Origin of the sequence: Blautia acetica (genome assembly GCF_038739805.1) — a bacterium.
Taxonomy (GTDB): domain Bacteria; phylum Bacillota; class Clostridia; order Lachnospirales; family Lachnospiraceae; genus Blautia.
Window position 1 is genome coordinate 20,122 of the sequence record NZ_JBBEWO010000007.1, and the last position, 18,681, is coordinate 38,802.

The window sequence follows — 18,681 nt, forward strand, 5'->3', positions numbered from 1 at the left end:
TCAGGAGGATTTGGTATGAGTGAAATTATTGTAGTGACGTCCGGAAAAGGAGGCGTAGGCAAGACCACGGTAACAGCCAATATCGGCCTTGGTCTTGCCAGACTGAACAAAAAAGTAGTTGTAGTGGATACAGACATCGGACTTCGCAACCTGGATGTAGTGCTGGGACTGGAAAACCGCATTGTCTACAACCTCATTGATGTCATTGAAGGAAACTGCAGGATGAAACAGGCGCTGATCAGAGACAAGCAGTGCGATACCCTGTTTCTTCTGCCTTCTGCACAGACAAAGGATAAGACAGCTATTACACCGGAACAGATGGTAAAGCTTACTGAGGATTTGTCCGAAGAATTTGACTATATTATTCTGGACTGCCCCGCAGGTATTGAACAGGGCTTTAAAAATGCCATTGCCGGCGCAGGCCGGGCTATTGTGGTCACTACTCCGGAGGTTTCTGCTATCCGGGACGCAGACCGTATCATCGGGCTTTTGCAGGCCAATGAAATGCCGCAGATTCAGCTTGTCATCAACCGTCTCAGACCGGATATGATTCAGCGGGGTGAAATGATGTCCATAGAAGATGTGACAGAAATTCTTGCCGTAGACCTTCTCGGTGCAATTCCTGATGATGAGGCCGTAGTCATTGCCACCAACCAGGGAGAGCCTCTCTGCGGAAAAGACTCCCTGTCCGGCAGAGCTTTTGAAAATATTTGCCGCAGAATTTCCGGCGAAGAAGTTCCTTTCCTGGAATTTCAGAAAAAACAAGGCGTCTTTCGGCGTCTTTCAGGCATTTTCAGAAAATAATAAAGGAGGACATGGAATTGTTAAGATTTCCTGGCAGACGTTCCGGTCTTATCGCAAAAGACCGTTTAAAGCTGCTTTTGACTTCCGAGCGGCTGGACTGTACTCCACAAATGATGACAATGCTGCAAAACGATATGATTCGGGCTGTAAATAAGTATTTTGCCGTAAGAGAACAGAACGTGGAAATCCGTTACCGGAAAGAAACTGCTACTTTTATGGCAAAAATCCCCTTACAGACCGATATTGAACATTCCTCTCCAGGAATATCCCTCTGGAGATAACAACTGAGATTAGGAAAAAAGGTGTTTTCATGATTAGACAATATAAACTAAAGGACTACAATTTCAGACTGGTGCTTGTGCTGATAGTGCTCACCTCTATTGGCGTACTTCTGGTAGGAAGCGCGGACCCCTCTCTTCAGAAAAAACAGTTTGCAGGTATGATTCTGGGACTGATTGTAATGGTGGTGGTATCGCTGATGGATTACAGTTGGATTTTAAATTTCAACTGGATTATGTACGGCGGAAACCTGTTCCTTCTGCTTCTGGTTATTCTGCTGGGAACCGATGCCAATGGCGCTACCCGCTGGATTAGCATTGGCGGCTTTCAGTTTCAGCCTACCGAGCTTTCCAAGATTATTATTATACTTTTCTTTGCTAAGTACTTTATGGACCACGAGGAGGATATTAATACCTTGAGAACGCTGGTCAAATCAGCGGTACTGATTGCTGTGCCTCTTGCCATGATTCTGCAACAGCCAGACTTGAAAAATACCATAACTATTGCTATAATTTTCTGTATACTGCTTTATATTGCAGGATTAAGCTATAAAATTATAGGAGGCGCACTGCTGATTGTCATTCCTCTTGCTGTTGTATTTCTCTTTATCGTTGTCCAACCGGACCAGAAGCTGATAAAATCCTATCAGAGAAACCGTATTATGGCCTTTTTAAACTCTGAAGACGATGAGTATTCCGATGCTGTAAACCAGCAGGAAAATTCCGTCATGGCCATCGGTTCCGGTCAGCTTACGGGAAAAGGTCTGAACAACAATGAAGTGGCATCTGCAAACAAGGGAAATTTCGTATCTGAAAACCAGACAGACTTTATTTTCTCTGTTGCCGGAGAAGAACTGGGATTCATCGGGTGCGTGGCAATTTTACTGCTGTTGCTGCTGATTATTTTTGAATGTATCAGAACAAGTCTGCGGGCAAAAGATACTGCCGGAAAGATTATATGCTGCGGGGTAGCATCCATTGTGGCTGTCCAGGGCTTCATCAATGTGGCCGTTGTCACAAAGATTATGCCCAACACCGGAACGCCGCTGCCTTTTGTCAGCTACGGTCTGACTTCCATGGTCAGCCTTTATATCGGAATGGGACTTGTGCTGAATGTGGGCTTACAGCGATACAGAACTTACAGGGAGGTAGAAAAATCATGAACATCGGATTAATTGCACACAATTCAAAGAAAAAATTAATGCAGAATTTCTGCATTGCCTACAGAAATATTTTATCAAAGAACAACCTTTATGCCACCGGAACCACCGGAAGACTTATTGAAGAAGCTTCCAATCTGACCATACACAAGTTTCTGGCAGGACATCTGGGCGGAGAACAGCAGCTTGGAGCCATGATTGAGCAAAATGACATGGATTTGGTGATTTATTTAAGAGAACCTCTGGAGCCGCAGAAGCATGACCCTGACGTAAAACGTATTTTCATGCTCTGCGACACCCACAACATTCCCATGGCAACCAACCTGGCCACTGCGGAAATGATGATTCGTTCTTTGGGCAGAGGAGAGCTGGACTGGCGTGAGATGTATCGATAAACTTTTCAAAAAACCCCAAAAAAGAACAGGAAGATTTAAAAAGCGTCATCAGCAGAAGGTGAGAAAAACCTTATTTTTGCTTCTCCTTCTAATAATTTTTTTGCTGCTGGGACTGCTTGCCATTATCCTTATTGGAAAAAACAGACAGTTAAAAGAAATCCTTCCGTATGACCGAAGCCAGCGTGTTTTCGGAACCACAGCAGGAGAGGATTATCCCGTAGCTGATGGGCTGTCCCAGAATCTTTGCGTAGGAGAGGCGGAAACTTCCCTGGAGGGTGTAGAAGCCAAAGAAGGGGAACGGGCCGGACTTTTTGATATCCATGGCAGAAAAATTTCCTTTTCAACCGGACTCTATGAAAGAGTATCTCCAGGTACGGTGACACAGCTTATGACTGCACTGGTGGCCTTTGAAAAGCTGAATCCCGACGATACGGTCACCATTTCCCAGGAGGATATGGTATACGGTCAGAACCGAAATACCTGCGGACTGTCTGCAGACAATCAAATCACCGTCAAGCAGCTTTTAAATGCCGTTTTAGTATCTTCGGCACAAGACGCTTGTCTGGCCCTTGCACGAAGCGCAGGAGGCAGCGCAGATGCCTTTGTGGACTTGATGAACCAGAAAGCCCAGGACCTTGGCATGACCAACACCAACTTCGTAAATGCAACCGGTGTTTCGGACGAAAATCAGTATACCACGGTTTACGATATCTATTTGCTTTTAAATGAACTTTTAAAATATCCGGACCTTACCAATGCCATGGGGCTGTCGGAATTTATCCTGAATTACAGCCAGGCTGACGGTACTGCCAAACAGCAGTGGCTTAGCTGTGACAATCTCTATGCCACAGGCCGAATCACTGTTCCCAGAGGCGTAACCGTATTAGGAGGAAAATTTTTCTCTTCTGATACGGAAAGATATACCGCTTTGCTGGTGCAGAACAATTATGGAAATGCTTTTGCAGCTATTGTTTTCCAGTCAGAAAGCGAAACGGAAATGAACAACCGTATCTGCCAGATGCTGGAAAAGATTAATTCTTAATTTTTGCTATAAATTTTGAATTTACCATTGTATTTTTGAACGATATGCACTATAATTAATTTAACAATAACCACGGTTTTAGTAAAATTACATATTACGTGCGGCTAAGGAGGAAATTGCGATGGTTCAGTTAATTGTAGGAGAAAAGGGTAAAGGAAAAACAAAGGTACTTCTGGATAAAGTAAATACAGAGGTCAAAGAAGCAAACGGAACACTGGTATATCTGGATAAAAGCAGAAAGCACATGTATGAATTAAATAATAAGGTACGTTTAATTGATATGTCTGACTACGATATTCAAAATAGCAGTGAATTTCTGGGATTTCTCTCCGGTGTAGTTTCTCAGGACAATGACCTGGAAAGAATGTATCTCGACAGTTTCATTAAAATTTCACGGGTAACAGATGAAGCATTTGCAGATGTGATGGCACGCCTGAAGGATATGGGTGAAAAATACAACGTATCTTTTGTATTAAGCGTTTCCAAAGACGAAAAGGAACTTCCCGAAAGCGTCAAAGAGATGATTCTGGTTTCCATTTAATCGGATTTCCTACGTTACAGCAAGTATGAAAGAGCTGTCGTTTTAAGCAAAATAAGAGGCTTAAAGCGGCAGCTCTTCTTTTTGACAGCGCAGACAAAAGGGCTTCTTCTTTTTAAAGACGTTCGGTATCGTCTGAAAAGGAAGACACTCTTCCGAAAAGGCTGAGCAAATACAACCCGCAAATACCTACCAGTGCATAAATAATTCTGGAAATCCAGGTCATATCGCCAAATAAAAAGGTAACAAGATTAAATCGGAAAAATCCAATCAATCCCCAGTTTACCGCACCGATAACGGTAACAACCAGTGCCGTATAATCTAAAATTCTGCTGTTCATAATACAAGCCTCCTTTTTCCTTATCTAGTATTTCCATCCCATTCCTTTTTATGCAAAAAATTTAGCTATTGTGATTCCCCCCTGAAAATGGTAAAATACAAGGTAGTGCAGAAAATGAACGGAGATTAAAGGAGATTAAACTTGTCAGGCAAAAAAAACAGTTTTGGTAAAAAAATAAAACAATTCTTTTCAGCTTTAAAACGGCTGCTGACTTTTAATATTACAACCATCATGTTCGGTGCCCTGTTTATCTATATGATAATTACCGTAATTTTGTATGCCACCTCCCCCCATGTAACCTCCTATCAGGTTACCTCCGGTCCGCTGACAAAGAATCCGGTATGTACAGCGCTGGCACTCCGGGAAGAGCAGGTGGTACAGGCGGGCGGCACCGGATACACGGAATATTATGCACGAGAAGGCATGGAGGTACGGAAAAACGGTTCTGTATATGGGTTGTCCAGCGCCAGGCAGGAGGTGCAGAATGTCAGCCTCACAGAGGAGCAACTGGAAAAACTCCGGTCCAGTATGGCTAAGTTTTCCTATGCCTTTGATGGCAGCGATTTCTATGATACCTACAGCTTTAAGTATGAATTAGAGGGAAGTATTCTCCAGGCTGCAGGAGTGACCGAACAGATCGATAAAGAAGCTGCCGATACAGACGAAGACAGCGACTCCCAGGTCATTACCGGACAGGCTGTGGGAACTGCTGTATCCCTGGGCAGCCAGACCGTCTACACTTCTCCGGAAGCAGGTGTGATTGTATATTCTACAGATGGGTACGAGGATAAAACCGTTGAAAACCTTACAGAGGAGGATTTCAATGAAAAATCTTACAAAAAGACAGACCTTTTAACCAGCGAAGAAATAAAAGCAGGCGATTCTGTCTACAAAGTAATTACCAGCGAAAAATGGACCCTTATGGTTCCCCTCACCGATAAACTGGCGGCAGCGATTGCAGACCGTACCAGTATCAAGGTCAAATTTACCAAGGACGGAGAAAGTCAGAATGGTTCGCTTTCCATTATCAGCATCGGAGACCAGAAAGTTGCCCAAATCCAGCTGCAAAACGGTATGGTACGTTATGCGTCTGACCGTTTTCTGGAAATTGAACTGGTTGTAAATACACAAAGCGGTCTGAAAATACCGGTAAGTTCTATTGTAACCAAAGAATTCTACCTCATTCCCCGTGATTTTCTTGCAAAAGGAGACAACAGTGAGGGAGAAGGTTTTATTAGGGAACTGGACAGCAACAGCGACTCTCCGGTTACAGAATTTGTAGAAGCTGTTATCTATAAAGAAACAGACGCAGACGGCAATGAAATCACCTCTGAATCCGAAACAGAAGATGATTCCGGCGGTTACTGTTATGTGGATAAGGAGACCTTCCAGGACGGTGATATTCTGAAAAAACAGGACTCTACTGAAACCTTTGAAGTCGGGGAGGTGGATTATCTGGAAGGTGTTTATTGTATGAATAAAGGATATGCCGTTTTCCGCCAGATTAAAATTTTAGACCAGAATGAAGAATACTGTATTGTTGCACAGGGAACCTCCTACGGTCTCCAGCCTTTTGATTACATTGTTTTGGATGGAGAAAGTGTAAAAGAGGAAGAAATTCTCTATTAGCAAGTTACTCAGATACAAAAGAAAGGGGTATGAACTATGAGTGTCTGTGAGAATTATAAAAACGTAGAAGAAAAAGTAATACAGGCATGCAAAAGAGCCGGCAGAGACCCAAAAGAGGTTACGCTGATTGCCGTAAGCAAGACAAAACCCATGTCCATGATAGAGGAACTCCTGCCTCTGGGTGTCCGGGATTTCGGAGAAAATAAAGTGCAGGAACTGACTGCCAAAGCAGAAAGTCTTTCTCCTGAAATACACTGGCACATGATTGGACATCTGCAGCGAAACAAAGTAAAATATGTAGTAGACAAGGCCTGCCTCATACACTCCGTGGATTCCCTGCGTCTGGCAGAGGAAATCAGCAAAGAAGCGGGAAAGAAACAGGTCACGGTCTCCATCCTTCTGGAAGTCAACGCAGCGGGAGAAGAGAGCAAATTCGGAATTACCCCAGGGGAAACACTTTCTCTTGCACAGAAAATTGCAAAGTTGCCCCATATCCAGATAAAAGGATTGATGACGATTGCTCCTTATACTCAAAATCCGGAAGATAATCGGATATTTTTCAGAAATTTAAGAAAATTAAGTGTTGACATTGCACAGAAAAATATTGATAATGTTACTATGAGTGTCCTGAGCATGGGCATGACCGGTGATTATGAAGTCGCCATCGAAGAAGGAGCCACCCACGTCCGTGTAGGAACCGGCATCTTCGGAGAAAGAGATTACAGTATATAGAAAGATTGGAGATTGATATTATGAATATCTTAGATAAATTTTTGGACGCAGTAAAGGTAAATGAGGATTTTGATGATGACGACTTTTTAGATGATGTAGATGACGATTTTGAAGATGAAAAGCCCAAAAAGAGATTCTTTAAAAAGCTGGATGAAGACCTTGATGACTACGACGATGATTTATCTTCTGTAAAAAGCCATAAAAAAGCAGAGAAGCAGACTGCTGCCGCAAAGGCTCCAAAGCCTCAGAAACAGCCAGCCTCTTCTTCCAGTAAGGTGACGCCTATGTATAATGTGAAAAAGAAAATGCCTTCCAACGAAGTGTGCGTAATTAAACCAAAGCAGTTTGATGACTCTACTGAGATTGTGGACGCGCTTTTAGACAGCTGCACCGTAATCTTAAATTTAGAGGGACTGGATATCAATTTGGCCCAGCATATCATTGACTTTACTTCCGGTGCAAGTTATTCCATCAACGGAAGTATCCGTAAGGTTTCTTCCTACATCTTCATTCTGACACCAGAAGGTGTGGATATTACCGGAGATTCCCAGGAGTTTTTGAATGACATTACCGGCGGTTCCATGTACGAAGGGATTTAAAGAGCGTTTATGGAAAAAGATGTATTATTCAAAAAGCGTATGACAGAGCTTAGTAAGAAGGCCTATTACAGAGGCATTCTTACTTTCTCCGACTTTCTCGACTTAAATGAACAGACTATGCTTCAGAGTCTTTCCCTGAAAGATACAGGTGTTTCCGTAAAACTCTGGGGCGGTTATGAAACAGCAGAGCGTCAGATGGCAGCCTTTGTCCCTGATGCTTTTTGTTGTGAAGAAGATTATCCTCTGTCCTGTCTCCGAATCCAGCCCTTAAACCGAAAATTTTCGGACAAACTGACACACCGGGACTATCTGGGAGCCATTCTGAATCTGGGCATTGACCGGAGTAAAATCGGAGATATTCTCATGGAGGCGGAAAGCGCTTGTGTATTCTGCCACACCTCTATGTGTGACTTTCTCATAGAGGAAATCTGCCGTATCCGCCACACATCCGTAAAAGCAGAGCGCATTACAGAAATCACGGACTTTCCTGTTCCCAGAAGAGAAGAGCTTTCCGGTACGGTAGCTTCTCCCCGTCTGGACAGTATCATTGCCCTGGCTTTTGGGACTTCCAGAAGCAGTATGCTGCCTTTCATTGAAGGGGGCAAAGTCTTTGTCAATGGCAGGAATGTGGTGTCCAACGGATATGCCCTGAAAGACGGAGATATTATTTCTGTCCGGGGAAAAGGCAAATTCCAATTCGGCACTGTAACCAACAAAACAAAAAAGGACCGTTACCATGTGGTCCTGTACAAATACTGTTAAGAAAAGGAGGTCTAGCCGCTATGACAGAAGAACGTATACTGGTGCAGCGAGAGGGTACGTTTCACTACCCTATTGTATTCCGAAAAGATTTTTCTTCCCTTTCCGAGGAAGTTCTCTCTCTTTCCAAAAAAAGCCGCCGTATTTGCGTGGTTTCGGACAGCCATGTAGCACCCTTATATCTGGATACAGTCACAAAAGAACTGGGAAAATGCGGTATGAAAGTAACTGCTTATATTCTGCCTGCAGGAGAATCCAACAAGAATCTGGACCAGATTCAGGGAATCTATGAACATCTGATTCAGGAACATTTCGACCGAAACGATATGCTGGCAGCCCTGGGCGGCGGTGTCACGGGAGACATGACCGGATTTGCAGCCGCCACTTATCTGCGGGGCATTGATTTTATACAGATTCCCACAACCCTTCTTTCCCAGGTAGACAGCAGTATCGGAGGAAAAACAGGAGTGGATTTCAGGCAATACAAAAATATGGTAGGCGCCTTTCATCAGCCTTTATTGGTCTATACCAACGGAGCCGTGCTGAAAACCCTGCCCGATGCAGAATTTGCAAGCGGTATGGGCGAAGTCATTAAACACGGACTTATCCGTGATAAAGGTTACAGCACATGGCTGTCCTGCAACAGGGAAGCCATCCTGGAAAGAGAGGAATCGACCTGTCTGGAAATGATTTACCGAAGCTGTCTGATTAAAAAAACAGTAGTAGAAAAAGACCCCACCGAACAGGGAGAACGAGCCGTCTTAAATATGGGACACACCATCGGCCATGCAATAGAAAAACTGAAAAACTTCACCATGTCCCACGGAGCCTGTGTAGCCGTAGGCTGCGCTGCATCCGCCTTTTTGTCTATGCAAAAGGGCTGGATTACAGAGGAAGATTACAAAGACGTTCTGCGGCAGCTAGAGGCCTTTCATCTGCCTGTAGAGACAACCGGGCTGTCTCCTGAGGACATTTTGCAGACTACCAAATCCGATAAAAAAATGGATGGAAAGGCTGTGAAATTTATCCTGCTGAAGGGCTGGGGAAATGCTGTGGTGGACAGAACCCTAACAGATAGGGATTTGCTGTCCGGTATTCACGCTGTACTGGCTGCAGATTAAAAGGAGGAATCTATGGAACAAAAACGACAAATACAATCCTTTCTGGAACTGGCTGTGTCTGCCGCTGCCCTTACGGGACTTGACCAATGGACAAAATTTCTGGCAGTAAAGCACTTAAAAGACCAGGCAGACATTGCTTTAATTCCCAATGTGCTGTACCTGCATTATCTGGAAAACCGCGGTGCTGCCTTTGGTATGTTTCAGAATCAAAAGGTTTTCCTGGTACTGCTCACATCCCTGATTCTGATTGGTGTTTGTTATGTGCTGTGGAAGCTGCCGGAAGGCAAACATTTTCTGCCTTTAAAAATACTGTGTTTTCTTATCACAGCCGGAGGAATCGGGAACCTGGCAGACCGTCTGCGTCTGAACTATGTGGTAGATTTTATCTATTTTTCCCCCATTGATTTTCCGGTATTTAATATAGCGGATATCTATGTTACTGTCAGTATGGTGCTTTTATTCCTTTTGGTTTTATTTTACTATAAAGACGAAGATTTTCAGTTTTTAAAATGGAAATCCCCCAAACAGCAGGAGCAGGAATCATGAAACAGATTTGTTTACAGGCTGAGGCCGCTTATGAAGGAGAACGGATTGACAAATATCTGGCGGAAGTAATGAATGATTACTCCCGCTCTTTTTTACAGAAACAGCTGAAAGAAGGGAATGTAACCGTGGGACAAAAGCCGGTGAAAGCCAGTTATAAACTGGCAGAGGACGATGAAATCACCGTACAGGTGCCGGACAGTCAGGAACCGGATATTCTGGCAGAAGACATCCCTCTGGATATTCTCTATGAAGATGAACAGGTTCTGGTGGTAAACAAACCCAAAGGCATGGTGGTACACCCAAGCGCCGGACACTATACGGGAACGCTGGTCAATGCCCTGATGTTCCACTGCAAAGACCGCCTTTCGGGCATTAACGGAGTTCTGCGTCCGGGAATTGTCCACCGCATCGATATGGACACAACAGGTGCCCTGGTGGTGTGTAAGACCGACCTGGCTCACCAGAGCCTGGCCCAACAACTGAAGGTACACAGCATTACCCGGAAGTACCGGGCCATTGTTCACGGAAATTTAAAAGAGGACCAGGGTACCATTGAAGGAGATATCGGGAGACACCCGGTAGAACGAAAAAAAATGGCGGTGCATGTAAGAAACGGAAAACCGGCAGTAACCCATTACCGGGTACTGGAACGTTTCGGCAGTTTCACCTATGTAGAGTGTCAGCTGGAAACTGGCCGCACCCATCAGATTCGCGTACACATGAGCAGCATTGGACATCCCCTTTTGGGAGATATGCTGTACGGACCTAAAAAATGTCCTTACGGGGGACTTACCGGGCAGACACTTCACGCCATGGTGCTTGGTTTCCAACATCCGGTAACCGGAGAATATATGGAATTTAAAGCGCCTTTGCCGGAGTATTTTGAGAATTTGCTGAAAAAGTTAAGATAAATAAAATTGTGACGATATCTCCAAGAAAATTTTCTAATTTTATATACATTTTCACAAAAATAGATTATAATGGATATAACATAAGAATTTTCAAGAGAGGAGTGTATGGTTATGGCAGCAACTACAGTTATAACAATCGGACGTCAATATGGAAGCGGGGGACGGGAAATCGGTATGAAACTGGCACAGGATTTAGGTATCAAGTGCTATGATAAAGAGCTGTTGGACCGTGCAGCCAAAGACAGTGGTATCTGTCAGGAATTATTTGAGCACCATGATGAAAAGCCGACTAACAGCTTTTTATATTCCTTAGTTATGGATACGTATTCTTTTGGTTATTCTTCCGCAGCATTCGCAGATATGCCCATTAACCACAAGGTATTCCTGGCTCAGTTTGACACCATCAAAAAGCTGGCAGAAGAGGAATCCTGCGTTATGGTCGGACGCTGTGCAGACTATGCTCTGGCAGACTTTAACGGTGCATTCAGCGTTTTTATCCACGGAGATATGGACAAACGAATTCGCCGTATCGCAGACAAATATCAGCTTACCGATGCTGCGGCCAAGGACCGAATCCATAAAACGGACAAACAGAGAGCCAGCTATTATAATTATTATACCAGCAAGAAATGGGCGGACGCAGACAGCTATGACCTCTGCCTGAACAGTTCCGTTCTGGGAATTGACGGCTGTGTGGAAATGATTAAGAAAATGCTGGAAATCAAAAGGCGGAGCTTCTAGTGTTTGAGTAAAATACCAGAACTAACCCGTCAATAAACAACCTTTTTTACCGTTGTTTATTGACGGGTTTTTATTTGGCATCCTCTTACTTATGATTATTTACCGCATGCCACCCATTGATATTACTGTTCAAAATAGCAGTAAACATCCTTTCCTTGGCACCTGGATTTTCCCGGTTTAAGCTGGCCAGCAGTTCCTTGGCATACTGCCGCTTGGTATAGCCGTCCACAGGGCAGGGGCTTTTCTCAATTTCCAGATGATACATGTTTTTAAATCCAATCACATCAGCCTCATTAACGAACAGAAGAGGGCGGATGACGGTTAAATCCATACGGTCCAGATAGGTTTTCGGGGCAAACGTATGAAATCTGCCTTCGTAAATGAGAGAGAGCAGCATGGTTTCTATCACATCATCCTTGTGATGAGCGTAAGCAATTTTATTGCAGCCCAGCCGCTTGGCTTCTGTGTTCAAAGCGCCTTTTCTCATTTTAGCACAAAGAGAACAGGGATTGCTTTCTTTTCTTTCCTCAAAAATAATAGGCGCAATATCTGTTTTTACAACATGAAAGGGCACATCTAATTCTTTGCACAGATTTTCAATCTTATCCAGGGAAAAATCAGGATGTCCCAAATCTACTGTAATGACCTCTATGGTAAAAGCTTTTGGATAGAAGCGCATCAGTCCATGAAGGGCATAGAGCATAGACAGACTGTCTTTCCCGCCGGAAACTCCCACGGCAATTTTATCCCCTTCCTCTATCAGCTGAAATTCGTCTACCGCCTTTCTGGTAAGACTCAATAATTTCTGTAATTTCATACAACACAGTCCTTTCCAATTTGTATAAGTCTTCTGAATCATAGCACAAATACTGAAAAAAAGAAACATTTTTTTGCAGTTTTCCCCACAGGCGGGAAAATTCATGATATACTGTTTCCTAGCGAAGAATTCAAAAAAAGAACGGAGGCCCAACATGAAATTTCGTTGGAACAAAAAATATCTGTACTGGGGAATGACAGCTTTTGCAGTAATCTGTGCCAGCCTGTTGTTTTATTTTGTCATTTTCCGTATGCATGTGCTGTTTAACGGAATCCGAAGATTTATAAGCATTATGATGCCCGTTATCTGCGGCGCAGTGATTGCCTATCTTCTAATTCCCGTGCTGAATTTTCAGGAGAGGAAAATCTTTCGGTATTTTACAGAGAAAAAGAAGATGACTTTGGAGCCGGGGCACAAAAAAATGGTTCGATATCTGTGTATCAGTACGTCACTGCTTTTTGCCCTGCTGATTATCTATTCTCTTTTGTCCATGATTGTACCAAGTATTCTGGACAGTATTATCAGTATTATTAACGATTCGCCAAGATATGTCCAGAATATCCGGCATTGGCTGGAAGCCCTTTTAAAGGACAATCCGGAGTGGAAGACCATTGTCTTTGACTATCTGAACCGTTATTCTCCCAAAGTGGAAGCCTTTTTAAATGTTGAAGTGCTGCCGCAGGCAAAGGCGGTTCTGCAGTCCCTGACCACAGGGGTGTTCGGAACTTTGGTCTTTATCAAAAACCTGTTAATCGGTCTGATTATTTCCGTGTACCTGATGGCCGGAAAAGAAGCGTTTGTTACCCAGTCTAAAATGCTGGTGTATGCATGGTTCGATACAGAACGCGCCAACAGTATTATCAGAGCCTTTCGTTTTACCCACAAAACCTTTGGCGGTTTTATCAGCGGCAAAATTGTGGATTCCCTCATTATCGGGATTCTGTGCTATATTGGCACCTCCATGATTGGAACCCCTTACAAACTCCTGGTCAGCGTTATTGTAGGCGTCACCAATGTGATTCCCTTTTTCGGACCTTATCTTGGTGCCATCCCCAGCGCCTTTATCATCCTTATGGTAAACCCGGTGCAGTGTCTGTATTTCCTGATTTTTATTCTGGTTTTACAGCAATTTGACGGCAACATTCTGGGACCGAAAATTCTGGGAAATTCCACGGGACTTTCCAGCTTCATGGTGATTGTTGCTATTTTGCTGTTCGGCGGGCTTATGGGAATTCCCGGCATGATTATCGGGGTTCCTCTGTGGGCTGTTATGGTAGCAGGTGTAAGGCATTTCCGCGACCATGAGTTACGAAAAAAATCTATGCCAACAGACGAGAAAATGTATGAAAACCTTCAGTATATTGACCCAAAAACCCTGCAGCCGGTAGAATTTTCCCAAAACAAAAATTCAGAGCAGAACAGCAGTAAAGAAAATGAAAGTGAGGATACACATTTATGAAACTTGTTATACAAAAGGTAAGCAGCGCTTCTGTAGAAACAGAGGGAAACTGCATTTCATCTATCAACAAAGGCTTTCTGGTGCTGGTGGGCATTGGAAAAGAAGACACCAGAGAAACCGTTGACCAGTATGTAAAGAAAATGATAAATCTGCGTATCTTTGCAGATGAGGAGGGTAAGACAAACCTTTCCCTGGCAGATGTAAACGGAGAAATTCTGTTGGTATCACAGTTTACCCTGTATGCCAACTGCAAAAAAGGCAATCGGCCCAGTTTCTTTGACGCAGGAAATCCCCAAGAGGCAGAGGCTCTGTATGAATACATGGTTGAAAAAGTCAAAGAAAGCGTTCCGGTAGTCAAAACCGGAAAATTCGGAGCGTACATGAAGGTTTCCCTGATTAATGACGGACCGTTTACCATTCTTTTAGATGAAAATACGTTTGCGAGATAAAAATGACAAAAATAATAGGTGCTCCGTGAAAGAGTGCTTATTATTTTTTTGCTTTATTAAGTTTACCATAAATATGTTATGTATTCTATGAATTTAGATACACAAGAGTAGTTGTTTCTTCTGAAAATAGTTTAGCGGACAAATACAGATTTAACCGAAAAACTATAGCTTTTTTCCTTTATTTGTGATAAACTACTCTCAAAACAATCATTTTGGAGGTTTTCTTATGGCAAAGCCAATTACATACCGTGAACAGGAAAAAATTGAAAATACCGTAAAACTTCGTGAATTCCTTATGGAACTTCCTCCATACGTCAAGGATTATTTCCGCGCCAAGGAACCCACGACCTCTGACAAAACCCGTTTGTCTTATGCATACGATTTGCGTGTGTTTTTTCGTTTTCTGCAGCTTACAAATCCTGCTTTAAAAGAAAAACCCATGACTGATATTTCTATCCAGGATTTATCCCTTTTACAACCTGTGGATTTTGAAGAATTTGAGGAATATTTAAAGGCCTACAAAACCCCGGACAACAAACTGGAAACCAACTCCCGTACAGGAATTGCCAGAAAAATGTCCTGTCTGCGCAGTTTTTATGATTATCTGTGCAAACGCCAGCTTTTACAGTCTAATCCTGTCCGCCTTGTGGATATGCCCAGAATCAAGGAAAAAGCCATTATTCAGTTAGATCCCGATGAGGTGGCCAATCTTCTGGACCATATTGAAAATTATGGAAATCAACTGACCGGCGTACAGCTTTATCACTATAACAAGCAAAAGTACCGCGACATTGCCATGATTACTCTCCTGCTCGGAACAGGTGTTCGTGTTTCCGAACTGGTGGGACTGAATATAGGTGATGTAGATTTCAAAAATAATGGCATCCGGATTCTGCGAAAAGGAGGAAATGAAATGATTGTCTACTTCGGTACAGAGGTGGAACAGGCTCTGAAAGATTATCTGGAAATCTCCAGAACTGCCATTACCCCGGTCGCCGGGCATGAAGAAGCACTTTTCCTCTCCGGCCAGCGCAAACGTATCAGCGTGGATGCCGTGGAAAAAATGGTGAAAAAGTACGCTTCTGCCATTTCTGTCAAAACGATTACTCCCCATAAGCTGCGAAGCACCTACGGTACGGCTCTGTATCGGGAAACCGGGGATATTTATCTGGTGGCAGACGTTTTGGGACACTCTGATGTCAATACCACGAAAAAGCACTATGCCAAATTAAGCGATGAACGGAGGCGTTCTGCCTCCAAAGCCGTGGTGCTGCGGGAAAAGCAGGATTAAAGACCGCTTTGCGCCGGACCGTTTAACAGTTTTCCTTCATAATCAAATCGTGAACCGTGACAGGGACAGTCCCAGCTTTTCTCATCCGGATTCCAGGAAAGCTGACAGCCAAGATGGGGACAACGGATTTCAACCCCATGGATATTCTGCTGTTCATCTTTATAAATACCTATTTTTCGCCCCTTATAGGTGACAATGCCGCCATGTCCCGGCAGAATATCCCGGGCTGTCTTTTGCGGGTCGTAAAAAAACGGTTTTGCCAGTTCCTTTACAGAACGGACGCCATCAGAAAGAAAAAAGTCCAAATCCTTTACAGGTAATCTCCCGGGCCGGAAAACTTCCCTATTGGGATTGGTAAATCCGCAGATATCGTCACGAATGAGCATGGCTGCCGTCATAGCTGTTGTCATGCCCCATTTCTGAAAGCCTGTAGCCACATACCAGTTCTGCCTGCTGCCGGAAAATCTGCCGATAAAAGGCACAGAATCCGCGGTAACGCAGTCCTGGGCTGACCAACAGCACGCTTCCCGGCTTTCGGGAAACCACCGGGCCGCCTTTTCCCTCAATTTCTCATATCTTGCCGCTTGTCCTGTCTTGTCTCCACAGCGGTGTCCCTCTCCTCCCAACAGCAGATACGGCCCATAACTGCGAAAAGAGAAATCCCGCTTTTCTGCACCGATATACATACCGTTTACTTCCATGGCATTTTCCAGGGCTACTACATAGGAACGCTCCTGGTGCATTTTTGCAAAATACAGCCCCGGAAAGTTTACGAAAGGAAAATGACAGGCAAAAACAATTTTTTCCGCTTTTACCCTTCCCTCCGGAGTGAACAGTACGTTCTCTCTGACGCGCTCTACCGGAGTGTTTTCATACACCTGTACCTGCTCTGCCAGAGAAGAAAGAAATTTCAGAGGATGAAACTGAGCCTGATTGTGAAATTCTACCGCCCCCATACAGGAAACGGCAGGGTCAGCCCTTCCCTGCGAAGACCTGCGGGAAGCCCCAGACTGCCTGCTGCCCTCGCCTCTTCTTCCAATCCCCGGGCGCTCCTTCCGTACACATAAGAAGAAGTTGTTTCAAAATCACAGGCTATCTGTTCCTTTTCTATCAGACGCTCATACTCCTTTCGCGCCTCTTCGTTGGCAAATCCATACTGTCTGGCCTTCTCTATTCCATATTTCTTTATAAGACCTGCATAACACAGCCCATGCTGGGATGTGATTTTTGCCGTAGTATTTTGGGTCTGGCCGCTGCCAATAAAGTATCTCTCCAACACTACTGCTCTCCTGCCCTCTCTCTGCAGCAGATACGCGGTCAGAATCCCCGTTATGCCTCCTCCGATAACGGCAATTTCTGTTTCGATTTCCCTGTTTAAATTCTCCCATCTTTTTAATATACAGGAGTTTGTCCAAATAGATTTCATGCTGCTTCTCCTATAACCTTTTCTTTACAGCATGCCCTGTTTTCTTCCTTTTCATACCATTCTTCCTAAAACCAGGGTGTTCTGCAGACTGCCGCAGGAAAAAATCCCCCACTCTGAAAGAACACAAAACCATGGATTCTGCAGCAGTCCCAGTTCTTCTCCTTATGCACTTAAGAAGGACACATAACAAGGATTCTTTGAGGTGTGGTCTGGGGAGGAATACTAAAAGTAGTGGCTGTATAATAAACCAGCAGTTCTTGATTTCCCGGATGACAGGTAAAGGGCTGCCCGTTTACAGTGGAAATACGGGTTGCAGAAGACAGATTCAGTTTCAGAGAATTGTCTTCTGCTGTCAGAGTTGCGTCAAAATAATTCAATGCTGCATCCTGGTTCTGCCGCAAAACCGTTACCACCTCTGCCTGATACCGGGGCGGATAAATAGCCGGGGCCGGAAGGCTGGTATCGTAGAAAGCAGCTACACGCATCCCTCTTCTCAGCCGCACCTGATCGATGACCATGGTTTCTCCGGTCACTACAAAGTTCACCGTTTCCGTCTCTGTCTGTATCGTTGCCAGAAAACTGCAGCAGGAATTGCCCCTGCTGATATTTCGTATCACACCAACAACTTTCCCATAGGTTTCGTATGCCATAAAAAATCCTTTTTCTTTTATCCTATGTACCTCTCACAAAAAGGTTCTTCCAAAGACAGGCATGGATTCGCTCTGTCCGGGACATACTAGTACAAGGAACAGGAGGAAAACAACTATGGAATTAAAAAACAGTATTACCAAAGAAAACCTCATGCGGGCTTTTGCCGGAGAGAGTCAGGCCAGAAACCGCTATACCATGGCAGCCTCACAAGCCAGAAAGAATCAACTGGCTGTTGTGGAAGCAGTGTTTACCTTTACCGCCAATCAGGAACGGGAACATGCTGAAATTTTTTATAAACATCTGACAGCTCTGGCAGAGAAAAACATTTCCATTGACGGCAATTACCCCGTGGATATTTCTCAGGATGTGGCAAAACTTCTGCGCTTTGCGGAAAAGAACGAAATGGAAGAACACGACGATGTGTATAAGGCATTTGAGGAAAAAGCAAGGGAAGAAGGATTTGCAGAAATTGCCGCTTCTTTTCATATGATTGGAAAAATCGAGAAAACCCACGGAGAGCGGTTTCGTCTTCTGGCCCAAATGCTGGAATCGAACACACTGTTCGTGTCAGAGATTGAAACATCCTGGATGTGCCTGAAATGCGGAAATATCTATGCCGGACTGCAGGTACCGGAAAAATGCCCCGTATGCGGACATGACAGAGGCTATTATATCCGTTTGGAACTGCTGCCCTGTGCCGTGAATCAGACGGTATAAAATTTTTCAAAACAAACTGCAGATTATGGTAAAATAAATTTAATTTTACCGCACATCTTCCCGGAGTAATCCGTTAGACATTAGGAAGGGGGGATTTCAGATGTCTGCAGACATAGAAGAACAATATGACAAAATTTACCGGTACTGCTATTTTAAAACTCAAAACGCTGCTCTGGCTGAAGACCTGACACAGGAATGTTTTCTGAAATATATCTCTCAGAATACCTATGTGGAACGTGGAAAAGAACTGGCATATCTCTATACCATAGCCTGAAA

24 protein-coding genes are annotated in these 18,681 nt (G+C 44.0%); 19 read left to right on the forward strand and 5 right to left on the reverse strand.

The window, feature by feature from the left end; translation table 11 throughout:
• The first annotated feature begins 15 nt into the window (after nt 1-15).
• The 6 genes from minD to WBS51_RS06485 all read left to right on the forward strand — a co-directional run bounded on the left by minD (nt 16) and on the right by WBS51_RS06485 (nt 4,220).
• On the forward strand, nt 16-804 hold the full coding sequence (gene minD, locus WBS51_RS06460) for a septum site-determining protein MinD (protein ID WP_173750177.1): 789 nt from the start codon (nt 16-18) through the stop codon (nt 802-804).
• An 11-nt stretch (nt 805-815) separates the two neighbouring features.
• Entirely contained in the window at nt 816-1,085 is a 270-nt protein-coding gene (gene minE, locus WBS51_RS06465; protein WP_226853736.1) for a cell division topological specificity factor MinE, read from the forward strand.
• 29 nt (nt 1,086-1,114) lie between these two features.
• Nucleotides 1,115-2,245 (forward strand): FtsW/RodA/SpoVE family cell cycle protein, encoded by a 1,131-nt coding sequence (locus WBS51_RS06470; protein WP_173750179.1) that lies wholly within the window; start codon nt 1,115-1,117, stop codon nt 2,243-2,245.
• A complete protein-coding gene (locus WBS51_RS06475) occupies nt 2,242-2,637 on the forward strand; it encodes a methylglyoxal synthase (RefSeq protein ID WP_294460440.1) in 396 nt (131 codons plus the stop codon). The genes WBS51_RS06470 and WBS51_RS06475 overlap by 4 nt, the downstream gene beginning before the upstream one ends.
• Before the next feature lie 100 nt (nt 2,638-2,737).
• On the forward strand, nt 2,738-3,679 hold the full coding sequence (locus WBS51_RS06480) for a D-alanyl-D-alanine carboxypeptidase family protein (protein ID WP_244092068.1): 942 nt from the start codon (nt 2,738-2,740) through the stop codon (nt 3,677-3,679).
• Nucleotides 3,680-3,800: 121 nt separating this feature from the next.
• Complete coding sequence (locus WBS51_RS06485; RefSeq protein ID WP_173750180.1) at nt 3,801-4,220, forward strand: twitching motility protein PilT; 420 nt, start codon at nt 3,801-3,803, stop codon at nt 4,218-4,220.
• Nucleotides 4,221-4,332: 112 nt separating this feature from the next.
• On the opposite strand, the gene WBS51_RS06490 is transcribed toward WBS51_RS06485, so the two are convergent.
• Complete coding sequence (locus WBS51_RS06490; protein WP_173749683.1) at nt 4,333-4,557, reverse strand: DUF378 domain-containing protein; 225 nt, start codon at nt 4,555-4,557, stop codon at nt 4,333-4,335.
• Between the two features lie 141 nt (nt 4,558-4,698).
• On the opposite strand from WBS51_RS06490, the gene WBS51_RS06495 reads away from it, so the two are divergent.
• The 8 genes from WBS51_RS06495 to WBS51_RS06530 all read left to right on the forward strand — a co-directional run bounded on the left by WBS51_RS06495 (nt 4,699) and on the right by WBS51_RS06530 (nt 11,595).
• Nucleotides 4,699-6,186 carry an HlyD family efflux transporter periplasmic adaptor subunit gene (locus tag WBS51_RS06495; RefSeq protein ID WP_294460448.1) on the forward strand — a complete coding sequence of 496 codons (1,488 nt, stop codon included), beginning with the start codon at nt 4,699-4,701 and terminating at the stop codon, nt 6,184-6,186.
• Between the two features lie 36 nt (nt 6,187-6,222).
• Nucleotides 6,223-6,918, forward strand: coding sequence for a YggS family pyridoxal phosphate-dependent enzyme (locus WBS51_RS06500; RefSeq protein ID WP_294460452.1), 696 nt, complete (start codon nt 6,223-6,225; stop codon nt 6,916-6,918).
• Between the two features lie 20 nt (nt 6,919-6,938).
• Nucleotides 6,939-7,517, forward strand: a complete 579-nt coding sequence (locus WBS51_RS06505) for a cell division protein SepF (protein WP_173749685.1) — start codon at nt 6,939-6,941, stop codon at nt 7,515-7,517.
• A gap of 9 nt (nt 7,518-7,526) precedes the next feature.
• A complete protein-coding gene (locus WBS51_RS06510) occupies nt 7,527-8,279 on the forward strand; it encodes a YlmH family RNA-binding protein (RefSeq protein ID WP_173749686.1) in 753 nt (250 codons plus the stop codon).
• A 20-nt stretch (nt 8,280-8,299) separates the two neighbouring features.
• Nucleotides 8,300-9,397: a 3-dehydroquinate synthase gene (gene aroB / locus WBS51_RS06515; RefSeq protein WP_294460456.1), complete on the forward strand. Its 1,098-nt coding sequence runs from the start codon at nt 8,300-8,302 to the stop codon at nt 9,395-9,397.
• A gap of 12 nt (nt 9,398-9,409) precedes the next feature.
• Entirely contained in the window at nt 9,410-9,943 is a 534-nt protein-coding gene (lspA, locus tag WBS51_RS06520; protein ID WP_294460458.1) for a signal peptidase II, read from the forward strand.
• Nucleotides 9,940-10,854 (forward strand): RluA family pseudouridine synthase, encoded by a 915-nt coding sequence (locus tag WBS51_RS06525; RefSeq protein ID WP_173749689.1) that lies wholly within the window; start codon nt 9,940-9,942, stop codon nt 10,852-10,854. The genes lspA and WBS51_RS06525 overlap by 4 nt, the downstream gene beginning before the upstream one ends.
• A 111-nt stretch (nt 10,855-10,965) precedes the next feature.
• Entirely contained in the window at nt 10,966-11,595 is a 630-nt protein-coding gene (locus WBS51_RS06530) for a cytidylate kinase-like family protein (RefSeq protein WP_173749690.1), read from the forward strand.
• A gap of 85 nt (nt 11,596-11,680) precedes the next feature.
• On the opposite strand, the gene WBS51_RS06535 is transcribed toward WBS51_RS06530, so the two are convergent.
• Nucleotides 11,681-12,412: a tRNA lysidine(34) synthetase gene (locus tag WBS51_RS06535; protein WP_173749691.1), complete on the reverse strand. Its 732-nt coding sequence runs from the start codon at nt 12,410-12,412 to the stop codon at nt 11,681-11,683.
• 154 nt (nt 12,413-12,566) lie between these two features.
• Between WBS51_RS06535 and WBS51_RS06540 the strand changes: the two genes are divergently transcribed.
• From WBS51_RS06540 to WBS51_RS06550, 3 genes are all read left to right on the forward strand, one after another.
• The gene (locus WBS51_RS06540) at nt 12,567-13,871 is read left to right on the forward strand and encodes an AI-2E family transporter (protein ID WP_173749692.1); all 1,305 of its coding nucleotides are present in this window, start codon (nt 12,567-12,569) and stop codon (nt 13,869-13,871) included.
• A complete protein-coding gene (gene dtd, locus WBS51_RS06545; RefSeq protein ID WP_173749693.1) occupies nt 13,868-14,320 on the forward strand; it encodes a D-aminoacyl-tRNA deacylase in 453 nt (150 codons plus the stop codon). Before WBS51_RS06540 ends, dtd begins: the two co-directional genes overlap by 4 nt.
• 226 nt (nt 14,321-14,546) lie before the next feature.
• Nucleotides 14,547-15,611, forward strand: a complete 1,065-nt coding sequence (locus WBS51_RS06550; RefSeq protein WP_291683589.1) for a tyrosine-type recombinase/integrase — start codon at nt 14,547-14,549, stop codon at nt 15,609-15,611.
• Here WBS51_RS06550 and WBS51_RS06555 read toward each other — a convergent pair.
• The 3 genes from WBS51_RS06555 to WBS51_RS06565 all read right to left on the reverse strand — a co-directional run bounded on the left by WBS51_RS06555 (nt 15,608) and on the right by WBS51_RS06565 (nt 17,687).
• Nucleotides 15,608-16,567 (reverse strand): FAD-dependent oxidoreductase, encoded by a 960-nt coding sequence (locus tag WBS51_RS06555; RefSeq protein WP_342694054.1) that lies wholly within the window; start codon nt 16,565-16,567, stop codon nt 15,608-15,610. The genes WBS51_RS06550 and WBS51_RS06555 overlap by 4 nt on opposite strands.
• Nucleotides 16,555-17,037 (reverse strand): NAD(P)/FAD-dependent oxidoreductase, encoded by a 483-nt coding sequence (locus tag WBS51_RS06560; RefSeq protein ID WP_342694055.1) that lies wholly within the window; start codon nt 17,035-17,037, stop codon nt 16,555-16,557. Before WBS51_RS06560 ends, WBS51_RS06555 begins: the two co-directional genes overlap by 13 nt.
• Nucleotides 17,038-17,207: 170 nt before the next feature.
• On the reverse strand, nt 17,208-17,687 hold the full coding sequence (locus WBS51_RS06565) for an OB-fold nucleic acid binding domain-containing protein (RefSeq protein ID WP_173749696.1): 480 nt from the start codon (nt 17,685-17,687) through the stop codon (nt 17,208-17,210).
• A 115-nt stretch (nt 17,688-17,802) separates the two neighbouring features.
• On the opposite strand from WBS51_RS06565, the gene rbr reads away from it, so the two are divergent.
• Complete coding sequence (rbr, locus tag WBS51_RS06570; RefSeq protein ID WP_173749697.1) at nt 17,803-18,405, forward strand: rubrerythrin; 603 nt, start codon at nt 17,803-17,805, stop codon at nt 18,403-18,405.
• A 100-nt stretch (nt 18,406-18,505) separates the two neighbouring features.
• On the forward strand, nt 18,506-18,679 hold the full coding sequence (locus tag WBS51_RS06575; RefSeq protein WP_330489601.1) for an RNA polymerase sigma factor: 174 nt from the start codon (nt 18,506-18,508) through the stop codon (nt 18,677-18,679).
• Nucleotides 18,680-18,681 lie beyond the last annotated feature (2 nt).

Bases quoted from the DNA above. Each gene is read 5' to 3' on its own strand.
- minD (WP_173750177.1), top strand. From the start codon at position 16: ATGAGTGAAATTATTGTAGTGACGTCCGGAAAAGGAGGCGTAGGCAAG.
- minE (WP_226853736.1), top strand. From the start codon at position 816: ATGGAATTGTTAAGATTTCCTGGCAGACGTTCCGGTCTTATCGCAAAA.
- WBS51_RS06470 (WP_173750179.1), top strand. From the start codon at position 1,115: ATGATTAGACAATATAAACTAAAGGACTACAATTTCAGACTGGTGCTT.
- WBS51_RS06475 (WP_294460440.1), top strand. From the start codon at position 2,242: ATGAACATCGGATTAATTGCACACAATTCAAAGAAAAAATTAATGCAG.
- WBS51_RS06485 (WP_173750180.1), top strand. From the start codon at position 3,801: ATGGTTCAGTTAATTGTAGGAGAAAAGGGTAAAGGAAAAACAAAGGTA.
- WBS51_RS06490 (WP_173749683.1), bottom strand. From the start codon at position 4,557: ATGAACAGCAGAATTTTAGATTATACGGCACTGGTTGTTACCGTTATC.
- WBS51_RS06500 (WP_294460452.1), top strand. From the start codon at position 6,223: ATGAGTGTCTGTGAGAATTATAAAAACGTAGAAGAAAAAGTAATACAG.
- WBS51_RS06505 (WP_173749685.1), top strand. From the start codon at position 6,939: ATGAATATCTTAGATAAATTTTTGGACGCAGTAAAGGTAAATGAGGAT.
- WBS51_RS06510 (WP_173749686.1), top strand. From the start codon at position 7,527: ATGGAAAAAGATGTATTATTCAAAAAGCGTATGACAGAGCTTAGTAAG.
- aroB (WP_294460456.1), top strand. From the start codon at position 8,300: ATGACAGAAGAACGTATACTGGTGCAGCGAGAGGGTACGTTTCACTAC.
- lspA (WP_294460458.1), top strand. From the start codon at position 9,410: ATGGAACAAAAACGACAAATACAATCCTTTCTGGAACTGGCTGTGTCT.
- WBS51_RS06525 (WP_173749689.1), top strand. From the start codon at position 9,940: ATGAAACAGATTTGTTTACAGGCTGAGGCCGCTTATGAAGGAGAACGG.
- WBS51_RS06530 (WP_173749690.1), top strand. From the start codon at position 10,966: ATGGCAGCAACTACAGTTATAACAATCGGACGTCAATATGGAAGCGGG.
- WBS51_RS06535 (WP_173749691.1), bottom strand. From the start codon at position 12,412: ATGAAATTACAGAAATTATTGAGTCTTACCAGAAAGGCGGTAGACGAA.
- WBS51_RS06540 (WP_173749692.1), top strand. From the start codon at position 12,567: ATGAAATTTCGTTGGAACAAAAAATATCTGTACTGGGGAATGACAGCT.
- dtd (WP_173749693.1), top strand. From the start codon at position 13,868: ATGAAACTTGTTATACAAAAGGTAAGCAGCGCTTCTGTAGAAACAGAG.
- WBS51_RS06550 (WP_291683589.1), top strand. From the start codon at position 14,547: ATGGCAAAGCCAATTACATACCGTGAACAGGAAAAAATTGAAAATACC.
- WBS51_RS06555 (WP_342694054.1), bottom strand. From the start codon at position 16,567: ATGGGGGCGGTAGAATTTCACAATCAGGCTCAGTTTCATCCTCTGAAA.
- WBS51_RS06560 (WP_342694055.1), bottom strand. From the start codon at position 17,037: ATGAAATCTATTTGGACAAACTCCTGTATATTAAAAAGATGGGAGAAT.
- WBS51_RS06565 (WP_173749696.1), bottom strand. From the start codon at position 17,687: ATGGCATACGAAACCTATGGGAAAGTTGTTGGTGTGATACGAAATATC.
- rbr (WP_173749697.1), top strand. From the start codon at position 17,803: ATGGAATTAAAAAACAGTATTACCAAAGAAAACCTCATGCGGGCTTTT.
- WBS51_RS06575 (WP_330489601.1), top strand. From the start codon at position 18,506: ATGTCTGCAGACATAGAAGAACAATATGACAAAATTTACCGGTACTGC.